Raw genomic sequence first — 21,451 nt, 5'->3', positions numbered from 1 at the left:
TCCCTCCTATTGTTCAGGTGTCCAATTTGGCAGAAATTCCTCTTGTAAAAAGGCGGTTGTATAGTCTCCCGCAATCACTTTCGGGTGACTGATCAAGTCCATTTGGAATTCTGCATTCGTAATGACACCATCGGTCACTAATTCGGCTAACGCCCGCTGCATCTTCATCAACGCTTCGAAACGGTTCTCGCCGTGAACGATCACTTTAGCGATCATAGAATCATAATAAGGTGGAATCGTGTAGCCAGAATACATGGCACTGTCTACACGAACGCCTAGGCCGCCACTTGGTAAAAACAAATTGTTGATCTTGCCTGGTGACGGTGCAAAATTGAAGGCTGGATTTTCTGCATTGATCCGACATTCGATCGCCGCGCCCGTCATCTTGATGTCTGTTTGCGTCAAGCCTAGCGGTTCGCCACTAGCGACTTCAAGTTGTTTTTTGACTAAATCAATGTTTGTCACCATTTCGGTGATCGGGTGTTCCACTTGAATTCGAGTGTTCATTTCCATGAAATAAAACTCCCCAGTGTCCGCCATTAAAAACTCGATCGTGCCAGCATTACGATACCCTACCGCTTGTGCGGCACGTACCGCTGCTTCGCCTAGTTCTGCTCGCTTGCTTTCAGAAATCACCACAGAAGGGGATTCTTCCAACACTTTTTGGTTGTTGCGTTGTAGCGAGCAATCGCGTTCACCAAGGTGGATAATATTACCAAAAGAATCACCTAACACTTGCACTTCTATGTGTCGAGCAGGATAAATGATTTTTTCAATGTACATTTCATCGTTGCCAAATGCCGCTTTTGCTTCTTGCTGCGCCGAAGCAAAATGATGCGGCAACGCTTCTTTATCGGCGACTTTCCGTATCCCTTTACCGCCACCGCCGGCCGCTGCTTTGAGCATGACTGGGTAACCAATCTCTTCAGCGATCGTTAAAGCTTCTTCCACATCAGAAATCGCGCCTTTGCTTCCGGGAATGACCGGTACTTCTGCTTCGATCATCAAGCGTCTTGCATTGATTTTGTTTCCCATTGCATCGATAGTCTCACTCTTTGGCCCAATAAAGACGATATTGCATTCCTCGCACATCGCAGCAAAGCGGCTATTCTCTGAAAGGAAGCCAAATCCAGGATGGATCGCCTCAGCCTTTGTGACGATCGCAGCGCTTAGGATCTGCTGTACATTCAAATAAGAGTCGGCTGCTTTGGCAGGTCCGATACAAATCGCTTCATCGGCAAGCTCTGTATGCAACGCTTCTTTATCTGCTTCTGAATAAACGGCGACCGTTTGAATACCTAATTCGCGACAAGCGCGAATGATACGTACGGCGATTTCGCCACGGTTTGCGATCAATACTTTAGAAAACATGTCTCACCTATCCAATCATGAAAGTCAATTCTGCTTCCGCCACTTTTTTCCCATCAACATAGGCAATTCCTTTGCCGATGCCAGCTGCAGATTTCACTTTGATTATTTCTACTTCTAAGATCAAGGTATCGCCTGGTGTTACTTTTTTTCTGAATTTCGCTTTGTCTAAACCGCCAAAATAGGCAGTTTTCCCACGAAAATCTTCCAATGATAGCAATGCCACAGCACCTGCTTGCGCCATTGCTTCCACGATCAATACTCCGGGCATCACTGGTTCATGGGGAAAATGACCTTGGAAAAACGGCTCATTGATAGTAACGTTTTTCTTCGCAACGACCCGTTTGCCTTCTTCTAACTCCTCTACCCGATCCACTAAAAGCATCGGATAACGATGAGGGATGATTTCTTTGATTTCTTGAATCGTTAATGCGCTCATTGCTTTACCCTTCTTTCACACGGAATAATGGTTGATTGTATTCAACGATTTGTTCGCTTTCAACCAAGACTTCAACTAATTCGCCATCGACGTCGCTGATGATTTCATTCATGACTTTCATCGCTTCAACGATACAGAGAATATCGCCTTTTTTCACGTGATCGCCGATTTGTTTGAAGTTGTCTTTATCAGGACTTGGTTTCAAATAAACGACACCCACTAATGGAGAGACAACTTCTTTGCCCTCTAAGACAGGTTTTGCCGTTTCTACTGTGTCCGGTGTTGCTGAGACAGCAGGCGTTGGTGCAACAGGAGTTGGCGCAGCATTCGCTGCAGGTGCAGAGGATGCATTTTGTAGCCCACTTGTCGTATTTTTATTAAAATAAAGTTCAAATGTCTCTTTTTTTAATTGAAGCTCAGTTAACGTCGATTGATCGAATTGGCTGAGCAGCTCTTTTACCTCATGTGTTTCCAATTACGCTTCCTCCCAACGTTTCAGCAAGATCACTGCATTATGACCGCCAAACCCAAGTGAATTACTCATGGCATAGGTCAATTCTGCTGGTTGGCTTTGATTGATAACAACGTTCAAGTCGATCTCAGGATCTTGTTCTGTCACGTTGATGGTTGGTGGAATAAATTGATGTTGTAATGCTAATAGTGAAGCAATGGCTTCGATTCCACCAGCCGCCCCAAGCAAATGACCAGTCATTGACTTTGTACTGCTGACATATGGTTTTTTATAGTCTTCGCCCAATCCGTATTGGATCGATGTCGCTTCTGCACTGTCATTGGCAGGCGTGCTTGTACCGTGGGCATTGATGTAGCCAACTTCAGCTGGGGTGATCGATGCTTCTTGCATCGCCAATTTCATTGCTTTTCCAGCACCTGATCCATCAGGATTTGGCGCAGTCATATGGTAGGCATCACAGTTCGCACCGTACCCTACGACTTCACCTAAAATCGTTGCCCCCCGTTTTTGCGCATGCGCCAATGATTCTAAAATGAAGACGCCAGCGCCTTCACCCATGACAAACCCACTACGATTTTTATCAAACGGAACGGAAGCTTTGTCAGGGTCTGATTCAGTGGTTAACGCCGTCAGAGACGCAAAACCAGCGATACCGATTTCACAGATCGTCGCTTCTGAACCACCAGCGATCATGACATCTGCGTAGCCATGCTTGATGTTCCGAAAAGCTTCACCGATTGAATGGGTACCAGAAGCACAGGCGGAAACAGTCGTCGTACAAATGCCTTTCGCACCTACCCGTAATGCAATGTTGCCGGCAACCATATTTACGATCGACATCGGTACGAACATTGGTGATACCCGATTTGCTCCTTTGTCATGCATCCGAATTACTTGGTCTTGAATCGTTGGCAAGCCGCCGATCCCTGAACCAACCATCACGCCAAAACGATCCACATCAATGGTTTCTGTATCTAACTTCGCCATTTCCATCGCTTCTAACGCCGCATAAATTCCATAAATGGAAAAAAGATCCATCCGCTTCGTATCTTTTTTAACGAAGTACTTTTCTAACGGAAAATCTTTGACTTCAGCGGCAACTGAGATCCCTGTTGCTTCTGCGTCAAATTTTGTAATCGGGCCGATGCCGTTGGTCCCGTTTTGTAAACTTGCTAAAAATGTTTCTGGGTCATTTCCGATTGGAGAAGTGACGCCGTATCCTGTAACTACTACTCGATTCATCTATTCTTCCTCCTACCCTTGCATTGCCATCCCGCCGTCTACACTGATCACCTGACCAGTGATGTAGGGGCTTTTTGCTAAAAAGACTGCTGTTTGCGCAACATCCTGTGTGGAACCAAAACGCTGTAATGGAATATTTGCCAATGATTGTTCTTTGACTTTATCCGACAGCACTTCAGTCATCTCTGTTTCGATAAATCCTGGGGCGATCGCATTGCAGGTGATCCCCCGAGCGGCACCTTCACGAGCGGCAGATTTCGTAAAACCGATCACGCCAGCTTTACTTGCCGCATAGTTGGCTTGCCCGATATTTCCCGTCAAGCCGACCACACTCGTCAAATTGATGATGCGGCCTTCTCGCAGCTTCATCATTTTTTTCAACGCGTGCTGCGTCATATTGAAGGTACCAGTCAAATTGATTTTGATCACTGAATCAAAATCTTCGGATTTCATTCTCAACAATAATTTATCATTCGTGATCCCGGCATTATTGACTAAAATGTGGATCGGTCCGACTGCCGCTTCTGCTTCTAAAAGCATGGCTGCCGCTTGATCAAAATCAGAAATGTCCCCATTGATCGCTACACATTTCACGCCGTAGCTGGTGATGCGATCGATCAGTGACTGGGGAATTTCTTTTCGTCCATTTAAAACGATATTCGCTCCTTCTTTGGCAAAGGCTTCCGCGATGGTAAAACCGATCCCTCGCGAGCTACCAGTTACAAAGACGTTTCTATTTTGCAGATCCATAAATTCCTCCTAGTTGAATCGGGCTAGTGTATCTGCCAACGTTTGGCTATCTTCTACACGCGCAGTCTGTATTTCTTTGTCTATTTTCTTCATAAAACCGCTCAATACTTTTCCTGGTCCGATCTCGATGACTTGTTGGATGCCAAGCTGCTTCAGTGTCGCAATGCTTTCGTAAAAACGCACTGGCGATTTCACTTGTAGCGTCAACAGTTCCTTGATTTGGTCTTGCTGCATTGGCTGCGCGGTCGTATTGCTGATGACAGGTACTTGTAACTCATCAAAGGTGATTTGAGCTAATTCCTGTGCTAATTGCTGCGATGCGGGTTCCAACAAAGCAGTATGGAAAGGACCGCTGACATTTAAAGGAATCACCCGTTTGGTTCCAGCAGCTTGTAACAATTCCACCGCTTTATCCACTGCCGGCGCTTCACCGCCAATGACGATCTGCTGCGGCGTATTGTAATTCGCTGGTGTCACGATCCCCACTTGACTGGCTTCTTTACAGATTTCTTCAATCGTTTCAGCAGGTGTGTTCATCACAGCGACCATTTTCCCAATACCTGCTGGCGCCGCACTTGCCATATACCGACCGCGCTTTTGCACCAATGCGACTGCTGTCTGGAAATCAAGCGCACCACTAGCGACTAAGGCTGTATATTCGCCTAAACTCAAGCCAGCAACAGCATCTGCTTTGATTCCTTGCGCATCCAAAAGTCGCCAAAAAGCCGTACTTACCGTTAAGATGGCAGGCTGCGTATATTCCGTCTGGTTTAAACGTTCGTTTTCAGTAAAGCATAGCTCGGCCATATCATATCCTAGAATGGTGCTGGCTTGTTCAAACGTCTCACGAACGATGGCTTCTTGGTGATAGAGCTCTTCTCCCATTTGGGGGTACTGTGCGCCTTGACCGCTAAATAAAAAGGCTGTCTTCATCTTGCACTCCTTCATTACTTTGATCGTTGTCGTTGGAGAACATGGCTTCTTGCAGTTCGTCTATGAATCAGCAAAAACACGTTCTTAAAAAGGAAAGGCTAGGCTGTCTGCCTAGCCTTTGTTTTATGCTTGTTGTTTTTCTACATATTTAACTAGATCTTCAACGGTTGTGATACCATCTTCTGTTTCGATCTTCACATCGAATTCATCTTCGATCTCGTTAATGATTTGGAAAAGATCCAAGCTGTCTGCTTCTAAATCTTCTTGGATGTTTGTGTTCAATTTGATTTCTTCTTTTTCTTTTCCTAATTCTTCTGCTACGATTTCTTGAATTTTTTCGAATACCATGTGTATATTCCTCCAATGTGTTTTTCAATAGTAATTTTGTTTCGTGAACAAGTTATAAGGTGGCTAACATAGTTCCCCATGTCAATCCGCCGCCAAAACCTGAGAACACCACTTTTTGACCACTGCCAAGTGACAGTGTACCTCGTTTGATTTCTTCATCTAGCAATAACGGAATCGAGGCTGCCGAAGTATTGCCATAATCTTGCATATTTTGCAAAAATTTCTCACGGGGCTGCTTCAGCTTGCGAGCAACTTTGTCTAAAATACGTGAATTTGCTTGGTGAAGCAAAAAATAATCGATTGCTTCATCTTGTGTCAGATCATTGATCGAGGCGACCACATCACGTGTCGCAAAATCAAAGATTTCTCGTCCAATCATTTGCATACAAGCACTATACGCCGGAGCGTTTTGTGAAAAAGGATTCTCATTCGTTCGAAAACCAGATGTTAAAGACATGCCTCGCGTCCCATCTGCTTTTAAAGACTCTTTGAGCAAATGCTGCTCTGAACATGCTTCCAGCAATAGACCGCCGGCACCATCTCCGAATAAAACAGCCGTCGAACGGTCGTTCCAATCCAAGACTTTTGAAAGTACTTCTCCACCGATGACCAATCCTTTTTTAGCGCCCGTTCGAATCAGTTTTTCAGCCATAGACAATGCATACACGAAACCAGCACATGCTGCACTGATATCAAAAGCAAAGGCATTGACTGCCCCAATCGCCCCTTGGACTTGGCAAGCAACCGCCGGTGTATTGAAATCCGGTGTGATCGTCGCTACCAAGATAAAATCTAGACTTTCTGCTGAAAGCTGAGCATCTTGTAAGAGCGTTTGAGCGACGCGAATACAAAGGTCTGAAGTGTTTTCGCCGACAGCGACTCTTCTTCGTTTGATTCCCGTGCGAGAATGGATCCATTCATCTGAAGTATCCATCAAATTTGATAGATCATCATTTGTTACGATTTTTTCTGGAACATAACTTGCAGTCGCGGTAATTTTTCCAAACATATTCATCCATTATTCTCACTTATAATCTTGTAAAAAGTCATGCAGATTTTTCAGTGCTTTCAACAGTGCCTGTTCCTCTTCAGGAGACATCTGACTCAAGACACCCTTCACCATCTCACGATGAAAATGCTGATGAACACGATAAAGGAGTTTTCCTTTTTTCGTCAAACCTAGTTTGACGACTCGCCGATCATCTTCACTGCGAATCCGTTCTACATATTCTTTTTTCACCAAACGATTGATCGCGATGGTCAAAGTCCCAACAGTGATCGAAAGCTCTTTGGCAACTTCAGTCGTGGTCTTTTTTTTGTACATCCCGATGGCTTCGATGGTATGCATTTCGGTAATTGAAAGGTCTTTGAATTGAGATTTTTTCAATTCAGATTCTTCAATCACTAAGATGTCATTAAAGACGCTGACTAAGTAGTCATTAACTGTTTCTAAATTGGGTTCCATAACCTTCACCATCCGAATACTTTGATAATCAAATCATTTGATAGTCAAACTATATCGGAAGTTATTGAGAAATGCAAGAATTTTTTCGAACTTTTTTTATTTTTAAGCGCATTTTTATTTAAGAATTGATTTTCTAAGATTTTAAAAGCTGCGAGTTGACAAAATAATCCGTTTCCGTTATAGAGAAATTTCCTTTGAATGTCAAAGTTTATCATTGCGTTGCTTCCACTCTATTTCTAATTTTTTCTTGTCGATGACCAGCAATCGTTGCTCTCTTACGCTTCATCTGCTACTCTTTGAAGGAAGGAGAGGAACGATCGATGAATCCGAACAAAGAGTTTCTAAAAAACAAAGCAAATGCACTGCCTGAAAAGCCTGGTGTTTATTTAATGAAAGATCAGCACAACGAAGTCTTGTATGTAGGAAAAGCCAAATCATTGAAACAGCGTGTCGTTTCTTACTTCCGAAAAAATCAGCAGCATGCCAATAAGGTGCTTCGACTTGTTTATAATGTCGTTGATTTTGAAACGATCGAAACAGATACAGAATTGGATGCACTATTACTTGAATGTCGTTTGATCCAAGCTTTTCATCCTATCTACAACCGACAAATGAACCATTCAGCCAACTATTGCTTTGTTGACTTGACGAATCATACCTTCACGATCACTCAAACACCACAAATTGGCAGTTATGGCCCCTTTCGGCAAACAAAAAAATTGCCAACATTGTTTCAATTATTGTCAGAAACCTTTCAATTGCCGACTGTCAACGAACTGACGCTATTGACCTTACGTAAGCAGCTCCCTCAAATGGATGCGTATCCCTTGGAACAGAAGTGGCGGGAGATCGGCTGTTTTTTTGCAGGAAAGAAGACCGACTGTTTTTCACTCCTTAAAAAACGCTTGTCATATCTGATTGATCACCTATTGTTTGAACAAGCTAGTGTACTGCAGCGCCAGATCCATTTAGCACAAAGCTTTTACCAAGAAATCGTGAGGGTCAATCAGTTTATTCAAGAACCAGAAGTGATTTTTTCTATTCTCCTTGACTTAGAGGAGCCAGGATCACAGACGACTCAAATCAAATACTATCAAGTTAGCTTTGGAAAGTTGATCCAAACAAAAGTTCTTTCTCCCGAGGAAACATTCCAGCCACTCCCGCCAGCAAGCGCTGCGCTTCCTTTAGCCCCGGAAGATCTCGATCCATTAGGGATCATCCTTAATCACTTGTATCGCCAAGAAAAAGCAGCAGATAAATAAAAAACAGCAAGCCCAAGTAGGCTTGCTGTTTAGAAATGAGAAAGCGACGACGAATGTCCCACTCATTCTTATTGGATCAAATCATAGATTTCCATGGCTACAATATCAACATTATCAAATTGATAAGATTGACTTGATTCTGCTTCCGTTAATTCAAACGTTTCTGTCGAATTGTCATAAGTAACGGTACATTTTTCGACGCCTTCTTTTTCAAAACGACGTACTTGAACTTCATTGTCTTGCGCTTCGACCATCGCTTCTAAACGTTTGATGATAGCGACTAATTGCGAACTTTTCATTCGTAAGCCTCCTTTTTCTGTCCGTTATATTGTATCAAAACATCCTCTATCTTGCATTGATTTTTCGTATTTTTTTTGTCATTTTAAGATTTTTTTCCATCTTGCCACCAAAGTTTAATCAGCGCCTGCGTTCCGTCATTTTCGAAGCCTTTTTCAGCTAACTGATCATACAATTTTTTAGCTAAAGCGGTGCTTGGCAAATCCAATCCCATCTTCTTGGCCTCATCCAAAGCGATCCCCAAATCTTTGATGAAATGTTTGACAAAAAAGCCTGGAGAATAATCCTCTTTTAGGATACGAGGACTGTAATTCGTCATGGACCAATTGGCTGCCCCACCGCCAGAAAGCGTGTCAATCACTCGTGGTAAATCAAGACCGGCTTGATTCGCATAGACCAGCATTTCTGTCATCCCCGTCATGGTTCCGGCAATCATGATCTGATTGGCCATTTTCGTATGCTGACCCTTCCCTGCCCCTCCTTGAAGTTGAAACGTCTTTCCTAATACTTCAAAAAGTGGTTTTACTTGTTGGTAAGCTTCTTCATCGCCACCAACCATAATCGTTAGCGTGGCGTTTCTCGCACCAAGATCACCACCAGAAACTGGCGCATCGATACTCGCTGCTCCTTTTTCCTTCGCTGTCTGGTAGATTCGTTCTGCCAAATCAGGTGTACTGGTGGTAAAATCCACCAATGTTTTGCCCGTCACAGCCGTTTGAAAAATCCCTTGAGGCCCATAGTAAACCTCTTCAACATCGGATGGATAACCAACCATTGTAAAGATGATTTCACTTTCTGATGCAACTTCTGTTGGAGTGTCACACCAAATTGCTCCATTCGCAACGAGTTCATCTGTTTTTTCTTTCGTCCGATTGTAAACATTCACTGTATGTCCGGCAGCCAAGAGATGACCAACCATCGCTTGACCCATGACACCAGTACCGATAAATCCTAATTTCATGCAGATCCCTCCAAAATAAAAAAGTTCATGTCTTTAGTATACGCTAAAAACATGAACTTGCGAAAATTTTCTGTTTAATCGATCGTTCGGCGAAAGGCCTTTAATTTTACTTTGAATTTTTCTAGCGTCTGCTCGGTTTCTTTTTCGATGCGTTCTGTTTCATAATAAGCGACCATGTCATGGTAGAAAGATAGCATCGACTCACCGAAGCGCAATGCCGAGATCTCGTACATTTTTCTAGCAAGAACTTCGGGATCAGCAGGAATCTTTCGTTCATAATAATCAATAAATGCTTTTGCGAAATCCCGATCCCTCTCATAGGTGACGCCTAAAGACGGATCATCGATCAAGGTGTTTAAGTAGTCATTGCCTTCAACGACTAACGGTGTTCCAGCAGCCATTGCTTCCGTGTAAGTCAGTCCTTGTGTTTCTGATGTGGAGGCACTGACGAAGTAATCGGCAGCATGGTAATAGATCGCCACTTTATCATTTGCCACTTCACCGACAAATTGAACATGGTCAGATAAAGCCATATCCACCACTTTTTCTTCTAATTTTTCTTTATGCGGACCTTTCCCAACGATCACTAATTGCGCATCAGGAATCTTCGTTAAAATTTCTGGCATGCCGTCGATGATTGCTTGGATATTTTTTTCATAAGAAATACGACTGAGGGAAAGCAGCATGGGTTGATTCTCAGTGATGCCCAATTTCTCCCGCAATTCTTTTTTCATGTCAGTTGTAATATCCGGTCGGCGAAACTTCTCAACTTCGATCCCTGTGGGGATGATCCGCATTGGTGAAACCACACCATACCCTCTCAGCGTATCGATGACCCGTTCACTTGGACAAACAACACCTGTCGAGTGGTTGGCAAATAGCCGTGAAAGATATTTCACGTGAGATGGCCGCAAGACCTTTCCGTTTGCGATATAGTGCAAGTAATCTTCATACATTGTATGGTAGGTATGGATCACAGGAATCTGCAATTTACGCCCCACCATTTTCCCCAACATCCCAGAACCAAACTCTGTATGGGTATGGATCAATTCCAATTCTAATTCTTTGGCGATCAAATAGGCATACAACATGCCGCGAACCACGATTCGCCGATCTTTGAAAGACACAAACGGGACACTTGGCATGCGAATGATATCTTCTTCGTCCAGATCAGCATTTGGATCGGTCGTTGTAAAGATATACACTTTATGGCCTTTTTTCTCAAGCTCTTCTTTCAATGTCTTGATCGATGTCGCCACACCACTTACCTGGGGGAAGTAGGTGTCTGTAAAAAATCCGATTTTCAAAACGGTACCTCCAAACTTTACATTAGTTTCTTCATTCCGTATTCATCACTTTTGTATAAACCTCTTGTAATTTAAACCCAATTTCATCAATACTCTTTTGCTTTGCTGTTTCATAACCCGCTTCACTCAATTGTGGCAACGTGCCCTCCACGATTCCTTTGATTTTCTCAATAAATCCTTCATTGGTTTTTTCCATGTATGCATTGTGCCCATTACTTAGCCACCCTTTATAAACAGGAATATCTCGAACGAGCACATTTTGGCGACTGGCTAACGCCTCAAGGACTACGATCCCTTCTGTTTCTTCATAAGAAGGAAAGAAGAATAAATCGGCAGCGGAATATGCGCCTTCGATAATGTCTCCTTTGATATAACCTGGAAACAACACATTTTCTGGATGGTCTTCATTGACGAGGTCGCGGATCTGTTTAGGAATCGTCATCATTGGTGTATGACCAAACCAGATAAACGTATACTCAGGCAACTGTCTAGCTATCTCTACAAAATCAAGAATGCCTTTTCGTTCAAAAAATAAACCGACGGATATAATGACTTTTTGATCTGGTAAGAGATTGAAATACTCGCGAAAGGCTTTTTCTTTCTCTTGATCCGGCTGATATTTGTCAAGATCGATGCCGTTTGAGATTGCCTCGATCGGTACTTGGATACCATACCCTTCCAAAAGTTCTTTCGAATAAGGAGTCGGGGTGATCAACTGATCGGCTCTAGAATAAAGATTGATCAAATATTTTTTATATAATGGCGAAAGCTGGTTTGAGCCGATAAATGAATTCCGAAAATCCTCTTCAGTAGAATGGGCATGGTAAATCACTTTTTTCCCTTGTCTTTTGGCTTTGTTGACCATGTGCATACTATTGATACCATACGTGTTGATATGAAGGATATCATAGTTCTCATCATTTTTATCAAGAGTAAAAGGAATCCCGACAGATGTCAGTGCTCGTTGCTGATGGGCCAACGCTCGACCGATACCTGATTTAGCTAATAATTTTTCTCCTTCAAAATAAAGAAGTACTTTCAAAGATGATTCCTCCTTGGAAATGCTTATATCTGATATTAGTATACCATAGGCAATCGGAGACATACTCCTACCATGGTCCTAGATTTTGTTCCCCATTTAATCATGATACGTGAAAAACCTACGGAATCATAGCTTTATACAAAGATATGACAAAATTGTTCGTTTTCTGAAAAAACGAGCAGGCTGTTGCAAGTCAAGTCGAACAAGAAGGCTTCTTATAACAAAAAAAAGGCAACAAGCAAAATTGCTTGTTGCCTAGAAATGATTAGTTTACATACTGTTCGATTAGCTCAACAACTTCTTCCATTGTATCGCAATCTTCTAAAGCACGTTTTGCTAATTCTTGCATGTCAGTCGTTGACAAGCGTTTCATTAAGCTACGTGTTTTCAGAACAGATGTTGCACTCATTGAGAACTCATCTAAGCCCATACCTACAAGAAGTGGCACAGCAGTTTGATCGCCCGCCATTTCTCCACACATACCAGCCCATTTGCCTTCAGCATGCGCTGAATCGATCACGTTTTTGATCAAACGTAAAATTGATGGGTTGTATGGTTGGTACAAGTAAGACACGCGCTCGTTCATGCGGTCTGCAGCCATGGTGTATTGGATCAAGTCATTGGTACCAATACTGAAGAAGTCAACTTCCTTCGCAAACTTGTCTGCTAAGACAGCAGCTGCTGGAATTTCGATCATGATTCCGACTTGGATCTCGTTAGAAACCTCAACGCCTTCGTCAATCAATTTTTGACGCTCTTCTTCATACATTTTCTTCGCAGTACGGAACTCTTTCAATGTTGCCACCATTGGGAACATGATACGTAAGTTGCCGTGAGCAGAAGCACGTAACAACGCACGAAGTTGGGTACGGAACATGTCATCCCCAAGTTCAGATAAGCTGATACGCAATGCACGATAGCCTAAGAAAGGATTCATTTCATGAGGCAATTTTAGGTAAGGAAGTTCTTTATCGCCACCGATATCCATTGTACGGACAACCACTGGTTTGCCAGCCATTCCTTCTAAAACTGCTTTGTATGCTTTGTATTGGTCTTCTTCTGTTGGGAAATCAGGAGAATCCATGTACAAGAATTCAGTACGGTATAAACCGACTGCTTCTGCACCATTGTTGTGGACACCTTCTAAATCTTTTGGCGTTCCAATGTTCGCAGCTAATTCAAAGTGCTTGCCATCAGCGGTAACTGTTTCAGCATCTTTCAATTTTTCCCATTCTGCTTTTTGTTCTGCGTAGGCTTTCCCAGCTTCAACAAATTCAGCTGCTTGGTCATCTGTCGGGTTGACGATAACGTCACCGATAATACCGTTAACAGCTAAGATGTCGCCCGCTTTCACTTTTGCAGTGATCTCCATTGTTCCAACAATTGCTGGGATTTCAAGAGAACGTGCCATGATAGCGGAATGAGAAGTACGTCCACCGATATCTGTTACAAAAGCTTTTACAAAGTTGCGGTCTAATTGTGCAGTATCACTTGGTGTCAAGTCATGCGCAACAACGACTACTTCTTCGTTGATCATTGAAGGATTAGGCAAAGTCACATTCAGCAAATGCGCCAAGATACGTTTTGCGACATCTTTAATGTCAGCTGCACGTTCTTGCATGTAAGCATTGTCATCCATTGCTTCAAACATACCAATATACATGTCAGTAACTTCTTTCAACGCAGCTTCTGCATTGACTTTGTTATCTGTCACGTTTTGTTTGATTTGACCAATCATCTCAGGATCTGAAAGAACCATTAAATGAGCATCAAATACTTGTGCTTCTGCTTCACCTAAAGTTTGCGCTGCTTTGTCACGGATTTGTTGTAATTCCGCTGTTGACTTCGCTAACGCATCATCTAAGCGTGCTTCCTCTGCTGCAGTATCTTCAACTGATACTTTTGAAAAAGATAAATCAGGTTGTACTAACAGGTAGGCTTTCGCAACGGCTACACCATCACTAGCAGCAATTCCTTTTAGCATCTCAACCATTATTCAGACAAACCTTCTTTTTTCATTGTTTCTACGATTGCAGCGATTGCATCTGCTTCGTCAGCACCTTCAGCAGTGATAGTTACATCAGAACCTTGGCCAACGCCTAATGACATTACGCCCATGATTGATTTAAGGTTTACTGATTTACCTTTGTACTCTAAGTTGATATCAGAGTTGAATTTGCTTGCTGTTTGAACCAATAATGTAGCTGGACGTGCGTGAATCCCTGTCTCAGCAACTACGTGAAAATCTTTCTTTTCCATATTGATCAATCTCCTTTATGATACGTTTTTTTGTGTGAAGGCAAAATTTCCATGCATGCAATGACACCCGAAAAAAATCGCCCTTTCAACTGTTAAGATTACCATTTTTTTCCTCGATAGACAACCGTTTTCTCTTAAATAAACGATTGAAATAAATGTCCTATTTATTTTCTTGCACATAACGGTAGATGATCTTCCCATTTAAGCCCGCTTCTCCGACAAAAGAAGACCGATCTTCCAACTGGAGCCAGACATCTCTAAACGCCAGGAATTCTGGCTGTTGGACAATCAATTCTTGGATCTCTCCATTGCGCAAACGCGTTATTTCTGAAGCAAAATCTCTGTTCTCCATCGTCAATTCTCACCTCTTTCTTTCTATTATAATGGAATTACTTTTTATTTAAAAGACGCTTCTGCTAATGAAAGAGCGGCAAAAATTTTTACGAGTAAAATTCTTGCAGTCTGACAAAAAGTTAGTATAATAGAATTATGGTCAGTAAAGGTCAATAACACATTACCTCGAAGATGACCGTTTCTATGCACACAGCCCCTTTTCTTTTACAAGTGTAAAAAAGCGCCGTAAAATAAGGGTGTTGGAACAAATATGAAAGGTCGTGAATCTATGCTTTGTCAAAATTGCGGCAAAAATGAAGCGTCTATTCATTTATATGCCAGTGTCAATGGTCAAAGAAAACAACTCGATTATTGTCAAAGTTGTTACCAAAAATTAAAAGCTCAATCTGGGAATGCTGCAGCTGCAATGGCGCAAGATCCTTTTGGATTCGGCAATATTGATGATCTATTTCGTCAAATGTCTCGCCAGATGCAGCAAGGAAATACCCCTTATGAACAAACCCCTCCGACGCAAACCGGCGGTAACGGTTTTGTCGGCGGTCAGCCTCCACGCAATAACCAAGCACCTGCAGGTCTGTTAGGAGAATACGGTATCAATATTACCCAAATGGCTCGTGATGGCGAAGTCGATCCAGTCGTTGGTCGTGATTCAGAGATCAAACGAGTGATTGAGATCCTTAATCGTCGAACAAAAAACAACCCTGTGCTTATTGGTGAACCCGGGGTTGGGAAAACTGCCGTCGTTGAAGGGTTAGCCCAAAAAATCGTCGATGGCGATGTGCCACAAAAACTAATGGACAAAGAAGTCATTCGTTTGGACGTTGCGTCTCTTGTCCAAGGCACAGGTATTCGTGGACAATTTGAAGAACGCATCCAAAAATTGATTGAAGAAATCAAGCAAGCAGAAAACGTGATTTTGTTTATTGATGAAGTCCATGAAATCGTTGGCGCTGGTGCAGCTGGCGACGGAAATATGGATGCTGGAAACATCTTAAAACCAGCTCTTGCTCGTGGAGAACTACAAATGGTCGGAGCAACGACGTTAAATGAATACCGCATCATCGAAAAAGATGCAGCTTTAGAACGCCGTTTGCAACCAGTACGTGTGGATGAACCTTCTGTGGAAGAAACGATCCGTATCTTAAAAGGTTTGCAACCACGTTATGAAGATTATCATCATGTGAAATATACTGATGAAGCGATCGCAGCTGCCGCTACCCTTTCTAACCGATACATCCAAGACCGATTCTTGCCTGATAAAGCAATCGATCTACTAGATGAAACAGGTTCTAAGAAAAACTTAACGATCCAAATCGTTGATCCAAAAACGATCGAAAAGAAATTACAAGAAGCGGAAGAGCAAAAACAAGCTGCCTCTCGAGAAGAAGATTTCGAAAAAGCTGCTTACTATCGCGATCAAATCAATAAATTGCAAAAAATGAAGGAACGCCAAATCAGCGAAGAAGAAACGCCAGTCATTACCGAAAAAGACATGGAACAAATTGTTGAAGAACGGACAAATATTCCAGTTGGTGAATTGAAAGAAAAAGAACAAACGCAATTGAAAAATCTTGCGGATGACTTGAAAGCTAAAGTTATCGGACAAGATGAAGCGATCGATAAAGTAGCCAAAGCGATCCGCAGAAATCGGGTCGGTTTAGGCAAACAAAATCGTCCGATCGGCTCTTTCCTATTCGTCGGGCCAACCGGTGTCGGGAAAACCGAATTAGCAAAACAATTAGCCTATGAGATGTTTGGTTCTGAAGAATCGATGATTCGTTTCGATATGTCAGAATACATGGAAAAACACAGTGTATCCAAACTGATTGGCTCTCCTCCTGGTTACGTTGGCTATGAAGAAGCGGGTCAATTGACGGAAAAAGTTCGTCGGAATCCATATAGCCTAATTTTATTAGACGAAGTGGAAAAAGCCCATCCTGATGTATTGCATATGTTCTTGCAAATTCTCGATGATGGTCGTTTGACGGATGCCCAAGGACGTACAGTCAGCTTTAAAGATACCTTGATCATCATGACAAGTAATGCTGGAACTGGCAAAGTTGAAGCCAACGTCGGCTTTGGCGCAGCGCGTGAAGGCATCACTCGTTCCGTGTTAAATCAATTAAACAATTACTTTACGCCAGAATTTCTCAATCGCTTTGACGGGATCATCGAATTCAAGGCACTAAGCAAGGAAAACTTGTTATCGATCGTGTCCCTTATGCTGCATGATGTCAATCAAACACTTAGTCATCAAAAATTGCATATCGATGTTCCACAAGACGTGCAAGAAAAACTGGTCGATCTAGGTTACAGTGCAACGATGGGTGCTCGCCCATTGCGCAGGACCATCCAAGATCAAATCGAAGACGGTATTGCTGAATATTATCTTGAGCATCCTCAAGTTCGTCAATTAAAAGCACAATTGGAGGATTCCGATAAAATCGTTGTAACTTCAGCTGAATCCTCTGCACTTCCTGAAGAAACACCTTCTGCTGAAGAGGAAAAATCATCGGAAACAGATGAGCAATAACGTGTCAAAACGGTGACCAAACCGTTCGTTTTGCCAGACAACCATGTTTTGCCAAAAAATTGGGTAATTCCGAGTTGTCTGGCTTTTCTTTTGAAAAAAAACGACCTATAATGTTATTAATAAATACATAGAATGTGAGGTGAGTCTGGTGAAATTAATCAACGTTACAAACAGCCATTCTCGACTAGTATTGAATCAACTTGAAAATACCGACGCAGAACTTGTAAAGGTTTACACTGCCGGAGACACGACCGTGATCTTTACCTCAGCGCCGAACCACAATGAAATTTTGCTGATCAATAAAAAACGAAATATTCGCCCGACGGAAGTAGAAGAAATCAAAAATTACTTCTTGAAAAAATTACCTGATGGCTCCTATGATCCTGCTACGATCTCTGTGATCCAAATGCCCGAAGTGGTAGAAATCTCCATCAAAAAAACGTTGTCTTCCTCACGTTAGCTTTGCCTAATCACGTGTTTAAAAAATATCTATAAAAGGTGACTGTCGCAGCCCTCTTTTATAGATATCTTTTTTTGTCTTCTCTCCTCCTTCTTTCGCCTAGTACTTCGACCAACGCTACCTGATAGTCAAGCAAAAAAAGAGAGCCTTACGCTCTCTTTTTCAAGTATATTTATTAGAAATCATCGACTGGATCATCACATGGAGATTATGCCAATCCTTGGTACTATGAACATTGCCAAAAAATGTAAATTTCTGCGACTCATTATGGATCAGCACGCCATCAGAAACCAGTATGTCTGAGTCTCCTAAGTTCGAACTAAAGTGAATCACATTTTCATTGTAAATTTTCAATAGTTTGTTCTTAATGACCGGAATATATTCTGGATGGTTCAAAAGAGAAATACCAATGCGAATCGGTTCCTCTTTTTGGATAGGTAAATAAGATGCTGTAATTTGAGCGATTTTCCTTAAGAAAAGGGCTTCTTTTTCTATTACAAACGAATGGCGCTGCAAGACGGTCGCAATCAGCTCCTCCACCTCTAATACGCGTTCGTTCGTAGAGGACAAATCTTCAGTAGACACAAAACTATCCAAAAAGAGATGAAGACAGCCCCATGTATTCATCACTAATTCATAGGTAAGAAACGCTTCGATCGCTTTGGAAAGATCATACTTTTGCGACAAGACAGCCACAACATCGGCAGAAAATTCGACCAATGGATTCCCCGAGAGGTTTCGCAGCTGTTTCCCCAAAAGAAGTTTCTCTTGATCCGAGATCGTTTCAGGTATGAAGAGAAAAACCCAGAAATGATAAAAAATCTGTTCTTTCTCGATATCTTTCTGACTTCTGATCGGCAGCAGCTTGATCACTTGCTTTTCCCCATTGAGTTGCTTGATTTGCTCATAAATAGCGATGGAAGCTTCGTCTAATTCATTGACGATATAGCCCCTCAACACCGCATTTTCAATGATTGAAAACATAATGTCGTGCTTCACTTTAGTAGTTTTCAACGGCTCATATTCTTTCGCAGCTAATTCAACGCTTGCACGGGTGCGCTGATTGATGTAAACATTGCAAGCCATGATCTCAACTAAATAATGGTACATCCGCACACAAGGCTCTGCCCCTGTCAGATCAATGGAATCTGTATTGTTATTGATAGTAATCGGGACATTTTGGATAACCAGCATTTTTTTCAGATAGCTGATCAATTTATAACAATAAGAAATACTAAAAATCAATTCTTCTGAGATGTCCACCATACGGGTCTTTCTTTTTCTTAACAAATAGGATAATAGACGATAATAAGGAGATTCTAAGAAATACTTCTTCTTTAGATTCACAAAAATATGCAGGCTTTGTTCTTCGTTTAATTCTCGTGACAAATAAACGGTTCTCTTTTTCAGCAAAAAAATAGACTCGTCAAAGGTCGTAAACTCTCTCATATCTTCGGCGATTTCATTGATCAAAATTTTCACCTGATACAAAGATTTGTTTATCGTTTCACATATTTTATCGAGAGACAGCTGCTTCTCCAAAATGATATTTCTAATAATAGTTAATTTATCTACCTGTTTTTTGGTTAAATAAAACCTATACAACTTTTCTATATACTCCAAAATTTTTTACCCGCCTTATTTAAAAAGTATCCTAGTTTCCAATTATAGTAAAATAAACTTAAATTTGAGCCTCTTTTTTCATTAAACGGACAATTTTAATAAAAACTTCAGAAAAATCCCCGCTTCTTTAAAACAGAACGGGTGAGAAAAACTTGTGAAACGATTCTTACCTTTTGTAACAAAAAAGTGTTGGAAACCATAAAAAAGATCCTGTGAATTAGCGGTTTCCATAAACTTAGAAAAAATTCGTATTCTTTCATTGATTGGTAAGTGACTTGGAGAATAAAATCATTTTCTAGCTGGACAAACTTCTTTGAGGAATCAAGTTCATTTCAAAGAGCTTGTAATAAAATATCTTCTCTTTTTAGCCAGCAATCTTTGTATTCATAAATGTTGATAATCGACAATTCATCGCTCATCTCATTAATTGACCGCATAATTTCTTCATCATCCGACTCAACATTGCCAATGACATGCAAATCATAATGAATACCCGATTTATCCACGCACTCAACGATATAACTGATGACATCTCCCCAAAAATGTTCCAATCGATGCGTGCCTCCTGCTTTTTCTAGCCTTGAACGTTCAGCGATACACAAAACGTTTTTCGAAGAGTATTGCAAGATGTTGATTTCCCCTAGTGATTCTGCTAAGTAGTCAAGAACCGATTGCCGATCATCCTCTTGATCCACAATTAAATTTCTCTCTAAAATCGTGTTCGTCTTGTTGCTGAAAAAGCGCACAGTCAACATGGTAGCATTCTTTTGTCCACTGAAATTTATTCTGGTTTGCAGCATTTTGATTCACTCCTTAAAAGAACTTTGATCCTCTGCTATTAAGGATATAGTAAGAACCAGCTGATTTTTATCGTCTTTTTTTCAAAAAAACTACAAATAAAATAATCATTGTCACTCTTTTTCTTTCTACTAACTAAAAGACCTGACGATTAGAAACGAGGGCAACTTCATAAAATTAAGAAGGACAAAAAAACTCTTTCAAAGCTTTCTTCAAAGAGTCTGATTGTATATTCCTAAAAAATTATGCTTCCTATTAAAATCTAGGGTTCATGAGATAGCCATCCCAAACAGTTAGTTTTTGAGATATCATCATAATAAAACAAACATGAACGTTTATCAAAACAGGAGTAACCCTTGATGTGTCTGTTGCGTGAAGCTAGAAGATTTAAAGGCGCAGATTATAAATTGAATGAAAACGTTAATTGATATTTTTTAAATAAGTAACTTTGATATACCTATCCAATAGGAACGCACATATAGAATCATACTTTTCAATCCCCACCCTACGCAACTGTTCATACGCGTAAAGCTACTGCCAAAATAGTTTATTAAAAATGATAGAAAGTTGGTTTCTATTGAATTGCAGGGGTTCACTGAAGAAATATCAGACATGAATTTTCAGAACTACTTTTACTGATACTACTGACCCAAAAAAAATTCTCAGAGACTACGAATAATATTATATTTCTTTTTAGGTCCAATCCTAGTTGGAACGACAATTCTTTCAACTCTGAGAAGGCTTTGACTTAAAATAAAAGCCAAAATATAACCCTGCAACAAATTTACTTTCATAGTGATTATTACCGAATTGATAATTCGTAGACAGAAAGATAGGTCGACTTGATAATCAACATCATTTGACCACTAGAATATTTAATTAAATTATTGTATAAAAAAATCAGATTAATAAAATACTTTCTACTTTTTCATTAAAAATAGCGAAAAAACGGATAATAACATAATACACCATCATTGTATACTTTATTTAAGCAGTAATTCATCTGCAAAAATTAAAGTGAGGTTTTATTATGAAGAAAGTTATTTTGGGTACTACATTGGCAACATCTTTACTACTAGTAGGAGGAATCACTGCGTCAGCGACTATTGGAGACCCGGTTACCGCTCCCCCAATCGCTGTTACTATCACCGAACCAGAAAATGGTGTTAGCTTTACATTTAACACCTTGACTTTAAATGAATTCGAAATTAGTGAAGACTTATTGGATGGAACTCAGGAAGGAACTATTGAAAACGTTGGTGGAACATTAACAAACTTGACCCGTGACCCTATGAGCGTTACCATTAGAGTTTCTTCTGGATCTGATGGTATCTACTTCTCAAATTCACTGAAAGAAATCTCTTTGACAGCAATAACTGCAGACCCTATCGCTCGTTCAACAGAAGGCGAGCCCGTTGACTTCACATTCAATCGTCAAACTGCTTTGCTAGATGGCACACCCACTATCACAGTAACTGCATCAGATACTACTGACTCAGGCAATGGTCAACAACTTTAATTCTTAAAAAGGATAGCAT

The 21,451-nt window shown here is 41.1% G+C and carries 22 protein-coding genes; 4 read left to right on the top strand and 18 right to left on the bottom strand.

Annotated features, from left to right (window positions below):
- Window positions 1-6: 6 nt before the first annotated feature.
- The 9 genes from IGI96_RS15275 to fabT form a co-directional block, all read right to left on the bottom strand.
- Window positions 7-1,371 carry an acetyl-CoA carboxylase biotin carboxylase subunit gene (locus tag IGI96_RS15275; RefSeq protein WP_438785330.1) on the bottom strand — a complete coding sequence of 455 codons (1,365 nt, stop codon included), beginning with the start codon at window positions 1,369-1,371 and terminating at the stop codon, window positions 7-9.
- 7 nt (window positions 1,372-1,378) lie between these two features.
- Window positions 1,379-1,807, bottom strand: a complete 429-nt coding sequence (gene fabZ, locus IGI96_RS15270; RefSeq protein WP_005225895.1) for a 3-hydroxyacyl-ACP dehydratase FabZ — start codon at window positions 1,805-1,807, stop codon at window positions 1,379-1,381.
- A 4-nt stretch (window positions 1,808-1,811) separates the two neighbouring features.
- Window positions 1,812-2,282 carry an acetyl-CoA carboxylase biotin carboxyl carrier protein gene (gene accB, locus IGI96_RS15265; protein ID WP_438785329.1) on the bottom strand — a complete coding sequence of 157 codons (471 nt, stop codon included), beginning with the start codon at window positions 2,280-2,282 and terminating at the stop codon, window positions 1,812-1,814.
- Window positions 2,283-3,521, bottom strand: a complete 1,239-nt coding sequence (fabF, locus tag IGI96_RS15260; RefSeq protein WP_005235583.1) for a beta-ketoacyl-ACP synthase II — start codon at window positions 3,519-3,521, stop codon at window positions 2,283-2,285.
- Window positions 3,522-3,533: 12 nt separating this feature from the next.
- The gene (fabG, locus tag IGI96_RS15255) at window positions 3,534-4,271 is read right to left on the bottom strand and encodes a 3-oxoacyl-[acyl-carrier-protein] reductase (protein WP_438785328.1); all 738 of its coding nucleotides are present in this window, start codon (window positions 4,269-4,271) and stop codon (window positions 3,534-3,536) included.
- A gap of 9 nt (window positions 4,272-4,280) precedes the next feature.
- Entirely contained in the window at window positions 4,281-5,204 is a 924-nt protein-coding gene (gene fabD, locus IGI96_RS15250; RefSeq protein WP_074536437.1) for an ACP S-malonyltransferase, read from the bottom strand.
- 123 nt (window positions 5,205-5,327) lie between these two features.
- The gene (locus IGI96_RS15245) at window positions 5,328-5,552 is read right to left on the bottom strand and encodes an acyl carrier protein (protein ID WP_005225890.1); all 225 of its coding nucleotides are present in this window, start codon (window positions 5,550-5,552) and stop codon (window positions 5,328-5,330) included.
- Window positions 5,553-5,604: 52 nt separating this feature from the next.
- Entirely contained in the window at window positions 5,605-6,567 is a 963-nt protein-coding gene (locus tag IGI96_RS15240; RefSeq protein WP_086338296.1) for a beta-ketoacyl-ACP synthase III, read from the bottom strand.
- Between the two features lie 9 nt (window positions 6,568-6,576).
- A complete protein-coding gene (gene fabT, locus IGI96_RS15235) occupies window positions 6,577-7,017 on the bottom strand; it encodes a fatty acid biosynthesis transcriptional regulator FabT (RefSeq protein ID WP_008378199.1) in 441 nt (146 codons plus the stop codon).
- Window positions 7,018-7,337: 320 nt separating this feature from the next.
- Between fabT and IGI96_RS15230 the strand changes: the two genes are divergently transcribed.
- Window positions 7,338-8,279, top strand: coding sequence for a GIY-YIG nuclease family protein (locus IGI96_RS15230; protein WP_086338297.1), 942 nt, complete (start codon window positions 7,338-7,340; stop codon window positions 8,277-8,279).
- A 68-nt stretch (window positions 8,280-8,347) separates the two neighbouring features.
- Here IGI96_RS15230 and IGI96_RS15225 read toward each other — a convergent pair whose 3' ends face one another.
- The 7 genes from IGI96_RS15225 to IGI96_RS15195 form a co-directional block, all read right to left on the bottom strand.
- On the bottom strand, window positions 8,348-8,578 hold the full coding sequence (locus tag IGI96_RS15225) for a YkuJ family protein (protein ID WP_005225886.1): 231 nt from the start codon (window positions 8,576-8,578) through the stop codon (window positions 8,348-8,350).
- 83 nt (window positions 8,579-8,661) lie between these two features.
- The gene (locus IGI96_RS15220; protein WP_016610191.1) at window positions 8,662-9,537 is read right to left on the bottom strand and encodes an NAD(P)-dependent oxidoreductase; all 876 of its coding nucleotides are present in this window, start codon (window positions 9,535-9,537) and stop codon (window positions 8,662-8,664) included.
- A 74-nt stretch (window positions 9,538-9,611) separates the two neighbouring features.
- Window positions 9,612-10,844, bottom strand: a complete 1,233-nt coding sequence (locus IGI96_RS15215) for a glycosyltransferase family 4 protein (RefSeq protein ID WP_086338298.1) — start codon at window positions 10,842-10,844, stop codon at window positions 9,612-9,614.
- Window positions 10,845-10,875: 31 nt separating this feature from the next.
- Complete coding sequence (locus tag IGI96_RS15210; protein ID WP_086338299.1) at window positions 10,876-11,886, bottom strand: glycosyltransferase; 1,011 nt, start codon at window positions 11,884-11,886, stop codon at window positions 10,876-10,878.
- Between the two features lie 265 nt (window positions 11,887-12,151).
- Window positions 12,152-13,879 (bottom strand): phosphoenolpyruvate--protein phosphotransferase, encoded by a 1,728-nt coding sequence (ptsP, locus tag IGI96_RS15205; protein ID WP_005225882.1) that lies wholly within the window; start codon window positions 13,877-13,879, stop codon window positions 12,152-12,154.
- Window positions 13,879-14,145: a phosphocarrier protein HPr gene (locus tag IGI96_RS15200; protein ID WP_003126335.1), complete on the bottom strand. Its 267-nt coding sequence runs from the start codon at window positions 14,143-14,145 to the stop codon at window positions 13,879-13,881. The genes ptsP and IGI96_RS15200 overlap by 1 nt, the downstream gene beginning before the upstream one ends.
- 160 nt (window positions 14,146-14,305) lie before the next feature.
- Complete coding sequence (locus IGI96_RS15195; protein ID WP_005225880.1) at window positions 14,306-14,497, bottom strand: hypothetical protein; 192 nt, start codon at window positions 14,495-14,497, stop codon at window positions 14,306-14,308.
- Between the two features lie 270 nt (window positions 14,498-14,767).
- Here IGI96_RS15195 and IGI96_RS15190 point away from each other — a divergent pair, with 270 nt between their 5' ends.
- Together IGI96_RS15190 and IGI96_RS15185 are read left to right on the top strand one after the other, a co-directional pair.
- On the top strand, window positions 14,768-17,032 hold the full coding sequence (locus IGI96_RS15190; protein ID WP_176323961.1) for an ATP-dependent Clp protease ATP-binding subunit: 2,265 nt from the start codon (window positions 14,768-14,770) through the stop codon (window positions 17,030-17,032).
- Window positions 17,033-17,180: 148 nt separating this feature from the next.
- Window positions 17,181-17,492 (top strand): DUF1827 family protein, encoded by a 312-nt coding sequence (locus IGI96_RS15185; RefSeq protein ID WP_005225878.1) that lies wholly within the window; start codon window positions 17,181-17,183, stop codon window positions 17,490-17,492.
- A gap of 162 nt (window positions 17,493-17,654) precedes the next feature.
- Here the strand turns inward: IGI96_RS15185 and IGI96_RS15180 are convergent, their stop codons facing one another.
- Together IGI96_RS15180 and IGI96_RS15175 are read right to left on the bottom strand one after the other, a co-directional pair.
- Complete coding sequence (locus IGI96_RS15180; RefSeq protein ID WP_254907853.1) at window positions 17,655-18,974, bottom strand: helix-turn-helix domain-containing protein; 1,320 nt, start codon at window positions 18,972-18,974, stop codon at window positions 17,655-17,657.
- A gap of 473 nt (window positions 18,975-19,447) precedes the next feature.
- Entirely contained in the window at window positions 19,448-19,915 is a 468-nt protein-coding gene (locus tag IGI96_RS15175; protein WP_086338302.1) for a hypothetical protein, read from the bottom strand.
- Window positions 19,916-20,943: 1,028 nt separating this feature from the next.
- Here IGI96_RS15175 and IGI96_RS15170 point away from each other — a divergent pair.
- Window positions 20,944-21,432 (top strand): hypothetical protein, encoded by a 489-nt coding sequence (locus IGI96_RS15170; protein ID WP_086338303.1) that lies wholly within the window; start codon window positions 20,944-20,946, stop codon window positions 21,430-21,432.
- The last annotated feature ends 19 nt before the right edge of the window (window positions 21,433-21,451 follow it).

The sequence above is a fragment of the Enterococcus sp. DIV0421 genome (genome assembly GCF_051713745.1).
Classification (GTDB): domain Bacteria; phylum Bacillota; class Bacilli; order Lactobacillales; family Enterococcaceae; genus Enterococcus_D; species Enterococcus_D casseliflavus.
Note: the sequence above shows the minus strand (reverse complement) of the source record. Positions and strands in the feature narration are given on the sequence as shown.

Bases quoted from the DNA above. Each gene is read 5' to 3' on its own strand.
- IGI96_RS15245 (WP_005225890.1), bottom strand. From the start codon at position 5,552: ATGGTATTCGAAAAAATTCAAGAAATCGTAGCAGAAGAATTAGGAAAA.
- fabF (WP_005235583.1), bottom strand. From the start codon at position 3,521: ATGAATCGAGTAGTAGTTACAGGATACGGCGTCACTTCTCCAATCGGA.
- IGI96_RS15240 (WP_086338296.1), bottom strand. From the start codon at position 6,567: ATGAATATGTTTGGAAAAATTACCGCGACTGCAAGTTATGTTCCAGAA.
- fabG (WP_438785328.1), bottom strand. From the start codon at position 4,271: ATGGATCTGCAAAATAGAAACGTCTTTGTAACTGGTAGCTCGCGAGGG.
- IGI96_RS15230 (WP_086338297.1), top strand. From the start codon at position 7,338: ATGAATCCGAACAAAGAGTTTCTAAAAAACAAAGCAAATGCACTGCCT.
- IGI96_RS15220 (WP_016610191.1), bottom strand. From the start codon at position 9,537: ATGAAATTAGGATTTATCGGTACTGGTGTCATGGGTCAAGCGATGGTT.
- IGI96_RS15170 (WP_086338303.1), top strand. From the start codon at position 20,944: ATGAAGAAAGTTATTTTGGGTACTACATTGGCAACATCTTTACTACTA.
- fabZ (WP_005225895.1), bottom strand. From the start codon at position 1,807: ATGAGCGCATTAACGATTCAAGAAATCAAAGAAATCATCCCTCATCGT.
- IGI96_RS15275 (WP_438785330.1), bottom strand. From the start codon at position 1,371: ATGTTTTCTAAAGTATTGATCGCAAACCGTGGCGAAATCGCCGTACGT.
- fabD (WP_074536437.1), bottom strand. From the start codon at position 5,204: ATGAAGACAGCCTTTTTATTTAGCGGTCAAGGCGCACAGTACCCCCAA.
- fabT (WP_008378199.1), bottom strand. From the start codon at position 7,017: ATGGAACCCAATTTAGAAACAGTTAATGACTACTTAGTCAGCGTCTTT.
- ptsP (WP_005225882.1), bottom strand. From the start codon at position 13,879: ATGGTTGAGATGCTAAAAGGAATTGCTGCTAGTGATGGTGTAGCCGTT.
- IGI96_RS15225 (WP_005225886.1), bottom strand. From the start codon at position 8,578: ATGAAAAGTTCGCAATTAGTCGCTATCATCAAACGTTTAGAAGCGATG.
- IGI96_RS15200 (WP_003126335.1), bottom strand. From the start codon at position 14,145: ATGGAAAAGAAAGATTTTCACGTAGTTGCTGAGACAGGGATTCACGCA.
- IGI96_RS15175 (WP_086338302.1), bottom strand. From the start codon at position 19,915: ATGCTGCAAACCAGAATAAATTTCAGTGGACAAAAGAATGCTACCATG.
- IGI96_RS15195 (WP_005225880.1), bottom strand. From the start codon at position 14,497: ATGGAGAACAGAGATTTTGCTTCAGAAATAACGCGTTTGCGCAATGGA.
- IGI96_RS15190 (WP_176323961.1), top strand. From the start codon at position 14,768: ATGCTTTGTCAAAATTGCGGCAAAAATGAAGCGTCTATTCATTTATAT.